Here is a 612-nt window from a genome sequence, read left to right as displayed (position 1 = left end):
GAAACGGTGGCTAATACCGCATAACGTCGCAAGACCAAAGAGGGGGACCTTCGGGCCTCTTGCCATCAGATGTGCCCAGATGGGATTAGCCAGTTGGTGAGGTAACGGCTCACCAAAGCGACGATCCCTAGCTGGTCTGAGAGGATGACCAGCCACACTGGAACTGAGACACGGTCCAGACTCCTACGGGAGGCAGCAGTGGGGAATATTGCACAATGGGCGCAAGCCTGATGCAGCCATGCCGCGTGTATGAAGAAGGCCTTCGGGTTGTAAAGTACTTTCAGCGGGGAGGAAGGCGAYACGGTTAATAAGCGTGTCGATTGACGTTACCCGCAGAAGAAGCACCGGCTAACTCCGTGCCAGCAGCCGCGGTAATACGGAGGGTGCAAGCGTTAATCGGAATTACTGGGCGTAAAGCGCACGCAGGCGGTCTGTCAAGTCGGATGTGAAATCCCCGGGCTCAACCTGGGAACTGCATCCGAAACTGGCAGGCTTGAGTCTTGTAGAGGGGGGTAGAATTCCAGGTGTAGCGGTGAAATGCGTAGAGATCTGGAGGAATACCGGTGGCGAAGGCGGCCCCCTGGACAAAGACTGACGCTCAGGTGCGAAAGC

General features: G+C 56.6%; 1 rRNA gene. It reads left to right on the top strand.

Annotated elements, in window-relative coordinates:
- Positions 1–612: ribosomal RNA gene (locus E2L00_RS21385) — 16S ribosomal RNA — on the top strand; the annotation flags it as partial.

The organism is Cedecea colo (assembly GCF_011808225.1).
In the GTDB taxonomy this organism is placed as follows: Bacteria; Pseudomonadota; Gammaproteobacteria; order Enterobacterales; family Enterobacteriaceae; genus Dryocola; species Dryocola colo.
This window is presented reverse-complemented; position numbering and strand designations above follow the sequence as displayed.